Here is a 4758-nt window from a genome sequence, read left to right as displayed (position 1 = left end):
AACGCTCAAGCCAAAAAAAGAAGCACTGATTAAATCTCTAGTAACTTTTAAAGATCGCTGTGGTGGATTCTATAGCGATCGAGCTTTTCTTCTAGCAGCCATAGGGATTTCAGAATTTAAGGATTGCTCTTTTTCTGATGAGATTATTAAGCAATTGATGTGTTGGAAGTTCGGTGATTTTAATTTGCTGAAACGTGGCTGGGAATTGTTTTTAAGTCCTGGAAAAGTCAATACTAGACAAAGCTATGCTGAAATGATACTTAGCAGTACAGATTCTCAAAAGGTGATTCAGGCGCTAACAAAAGTCTTAGAATCAACCTTCATTAGCTTATGCTATCAAAAAGTGTCCCAAGCACCAATCCGAAAACTATTATGGAACCTAATATTAATTCCAAATTTAGATTCCCATTCAAGCTTAGTTGGTATTTTAGCCAAATATTTTTTTATTCAAGATGCAAATATCTGTTGGAGTGCTGCTCACGACCTAGTTAGAATCAACCCAGATAAAGAAACAGCAGTTCAAGTATTAAGACTTTTACTAGAAAATACGCAAAATAAAAATAATTACAATATCAGAGTTATTCGAGAACGAGCGGTGAAGAGTTTAGGGCAATTAGGTTTTGGTAATGCAAATGCCATTCAAATATTAGTATGGGTGCTAACGACAGATAAAGATGCGCGCCTATGTAAAAAAGCAGCAGATAGCCTTGGAGAAGTTAATGTTGGTAATGAGACTGCTATTCAAGCACTAGCATGGGTGCTAGAAATCATTCAAGATAAAAGTATCCTAAAAGAGACGGATTGGGATGCTGTTGATGCCGATCCGTTCGGGAATAGTCACTATACGTACGTTAGCGCACATGACATCAGTTGTAGTGCAATCAAGAGCTTAGGTAAAATTGGTGTTAGTAATAAGATTGCAATCAGGGCATTGGTAAAGATAATAGAAAGCACACAGGACGAAACACAAGATACCCTTTTGAAGGTAGGTAATCCTGCTTTTTGGCAAGCAATTGGAAGTTTAGGAGAGATTGCCGACGGTGATGAAAGTGCGATTTTAATACTAGTCAAAATAATAGAAACAACTCAAGATGAAAGTATCTTTTCTCTAACAACTGAAAGTCTAGGAAAAATCAGTATAGGCAATGAAACTGCAATTAAGGCATTAGTGCGAGTGATAGAAACAACTCGAAAAATAACCGTTTGTTGTAGTGCTGCTGAGACTTTAAGTACAATCGGTACCGAAAATGAGCTTGCAAAGCAAGAATTAATATGTTTACTAAAAATTGCTCAGGATGAACTTACTCGCCTATACGCAGCCTATAGCTTAGGTGAAATTGATCCAGGAAATGAGATAGCTATTTGGGCATTAGTGCATCTACTGGAAACAACTCGAAGTGTTTATGTGTATTTAGTCGCAGCTCTTAATTTAGGTCTAATCGATCCAGATAAAAAAACAGCAGTTTCTTCATTAGTACAGATTTTAGAAACAACTCAAGATGAAGCTATCTTTCTTTCAGCAGCAGAAATACTATGTACAATCAATCCTAGTAGTAAGATAGCAGTTTCTTCATTAGTACAGATTTTAGAAACAACTCAAGATGAAGCTATCTTTCTTTCAGCAGCAGAAATACTATGCAAAATCGATCCTAACAATAAGACAGCAATCCCGACACTGCTTAAGATTTTAAAAGTTACTAAACCGGAGAAAAAATCATATAAAACTGCATCAGATGTCTTAATAAAAATTGGCATTGGAGATAAAACAGCTATTCAAGGATTAGTGTCTATGCTAGATGCACCTGGTACTTGGCCTCATTTTTCAAACACATTAGCAAACTTGAGCACAATCAGCATTGGTGATGAAACAGCATACAATTCACTGCTTGCAATCTTGGGAAAAAGTCGGAATAGCGTTATCCAGCAAATGGTGGTGAAAAATTTGAATAAAATTGATGTTACTGGTGATATGACAACTCTAGCGCTTGTGCAATCTCTTCGCCGTCGCACCTTAGTAATAAAAGAACTCTATCAACTAATGATGAAATGTTCTGAAGCTAAACCTTATACAGACTTTTATAAAGTATTCAAGTTATATCCATGGACATATTGGATTTACAGAAATCTAGAGACAATCCGTGTGGCAATCGAGCGTTCCCCACTTGGATTTTTCTTTAGGAGTATTTGGAAGTATTGACTATTGCACTGTCTTAGCTCGTTAATGCGCCATTTCTACAAATCCAATCTCCAATTATTTGGGTTTAGGCTATCCAGAAAGTGCAAAGATCTGCCAAACATCCACAGTATAGATGGGGATGAGTTAAATTCTTTCCAAAAATCTTGATAGGAAAGAATGTCAGCCAATATCATCATTACTGCATAGACTTCTTGAACATCAAGGTTTGCCTTAATGTAATGGCTGTAGTGTTTAATGAATTGTAATAAAGCTGGGGTTGCATTTTCATCCCTAATGATTATCTTATTTAGAGTGTTTGCTGCGACCCTGTGAAGAGAGCTAGTAGAGGTAGTTTTTATTAAAAACTGAAATATTGCATGAATTGCCGCCTCATTTCCAATACCAATATTCTCCAAATTCTCCAGTGCTCTCCAATAGATATGATGATTTTTCTTAGTTCTCAACATACGTATAAATTCTTGAATTGCTGTCTCATTGCCAATACCGATACTGCTCAACATATCGACCGCTCTTTTATACTTTGGCGTTTTAATCTGACGATGAACGAACTTAGTTGTTTCTATTATTTGCACTAGTGGGTAAATTAACTCATCATAGTTTGAGGCAGCTTTGTACAATCCTTCGATTGCCCACCACCTATTACCTTCATCTTCAGTCTTCTCTAATACATCCACTAGCACTCGAATCGCAATTTTATTGCCAGAAGCGATTTCACTTAAATTGTAAGCTGCTATCGTTCGTAAGGATTCATATTCATTTCTATCCTCAAGTGTTTCCACTAACCATACCAATGCCCGTATTGCAGTCTCATTGCCAGGATTAATTTTTCCTAAGCTGTAAGCAGCACCCTGATAAGTATAGTCATACTGAGTCGTCTCAACTATATGAACCAGTACCTTGATTGCTATCTCATTGCCAGGATTAATTTTTCCTAAGCACTCTGCTACACACCAACGGATATTTTCATCTTGAGTTTCTTCAATTAACTTTAGTAGGGACTGAATCGCAATCTCATTGCCTACTCCAATTTTACTCAAACTGTCGGCTACGTAAAATGATCGAAAAGAAACATTTTGGTTTTGAATCATCTTCATAACTCGTACCAATGACCGAATTGCCATTTCATTACCTACACCAATTTGATTTAAAGTGAAAGTCGCACTCAGACAAATGTTTTCATCATTAGTTTCTTCTATCAACCTTACCATTACTCGTATTACAGTTTCATTTCCCAAACTAATTTTGCCTAAGCTGTCAAATGCTTGAAAATGAATTTCTTGATCTTGAGAATTTTTTAAAATTTGTAGTAGTTCTGCAATAGCAGTCTCATTACCTATACCAATTTTACCTAGACTTTGTACTGCAATAAAACGGATATGCTGTATAAGAGATTTGCTCCGAGATCTGTCTATAAAAGTCGATTTGTCTTGAGTAATTTCTTGAACTTCAAGAAACCACATTAGTGATTGAATAACAGTTTCATACCAAGGCTTAGTAAGTACAGATATGGGTTTATCTTGTGTAACTCCTAAAAGCCATACTAATGATCGAATTGCAGTTTCATCATCACCGCTAGCAATTTTTTCTAGACTCTCCACAGAGTTCTTTAAAGTATTGTAATCTTGGGTTGTTCTTAATACCTGTCTTAACGTTTGAATTGCAAATTTATTGTTTTCACCAATTATTCCCAAGCCTTTAACTGCTTCTGCTCGAATATCTCTGATTCTAGATTTTCTTTCTCCAGTATTATCCAGCAAATATTTAATTGCTCTAATCGCATTTTCGTTGCTTGGTATAAGCTTTCCCAAACTTTCAGCCGACTCTTGGTATGTATATAAATTACGATTGAAATTTAACTCTTTTCTGCATATTTGAATCACCTTTCGTGGGATTGTGTTACTGGAGGCAGATAAAGTAGGTTCAAGTTTTCTCAACAAAGACATTAGTGCCTGAATCATCTTTTGAGAGTCTGTATTTTTGAAAATCCCCTCAGCATAATTTTTTCTGACTATTACTCTTCCGAGATTTATAAGAGAATCCCAGCCACGTTTCAGCAAATTAAAATCACCGAACTTCCAACACATCAATTGCTTAATAATCTCATCAGAAAAAGAGCAATCCTTAAATTCTGAAATCCCTATGGCTGCTAGAAGAAAAGCTCGATCGCTATAGAATCCACCACAGCGATCTTTAAAAGTTACTAGAGATTTAATCAGTGCTTCTTTTTTTGGCTTGAGCGTTTCATCTTTACGGCCTAGCCACAACAGAAATACTTGTCTCCACTGAGGCTCAAAAACTCGATAACTGGCTTCCTTTGCCATAGGATTTTTGGAAATGGGATTGAAGAAAAACTTTCCATCGCTAATGCTAATAGCAGCAAAATACTCTTCAAAAGTTGGGTGAAAGAAAGCATAAACTTTTTGCTCTGGATCATCAGCATCCACACCAACTTGATTTAACCAACCAATTTTCAACGCCAATTCGAGTAGTGTTTCTTGCCCTTCTAGTAGTGGTTTATCTAAGTGGCGGCGGACAAATTCGTGACGCAGTCGAAATCGAGC

At 36.4% G+C, this 4758-nt stretch carries 2 protein-coding genes; one reads left to right on the top strand and one right to left on the bottom strand.

The features are described 5' to 3' along the window. A partial coding sequence (locus B9G53_RS06245) for a HEAT repeat domain-containing protein (protein WP_141211723.1) occupies positions 1-2197 on the top strand: 2197 nt, incomplete at its 5' end. Positions 2198-2232: 35 nt separating this feature from the next. On the opposite strand, the gene B9G53_RS27230 is transcribed toward B9G53_RS06245, so the two are convergent. Beyond that, the coding region (locus tag B9G53_RS27230; protein WP_369682996.1) for a HEAT repeat domain-containing protein at positions 2233-4758 on the bottom strand (2526 nt) is incomplete at its 5' end.

It is taken from the genome of Pseudanabaena sp. SR411 (assembly GCF_002251945.1).
Taxonomy (GTDB): domain Bacteria; phylum Cyanobacteriota; class Cyanobacteriia; order Pseudanabaenales; family Pseudanabaenaceae; genus Pseudanabaena.
The sequence above is the reverse complement of the archived record's forward strand: the minus strand, read 5'-3'. Positions and strand labels throughout refer to the sequence as shown.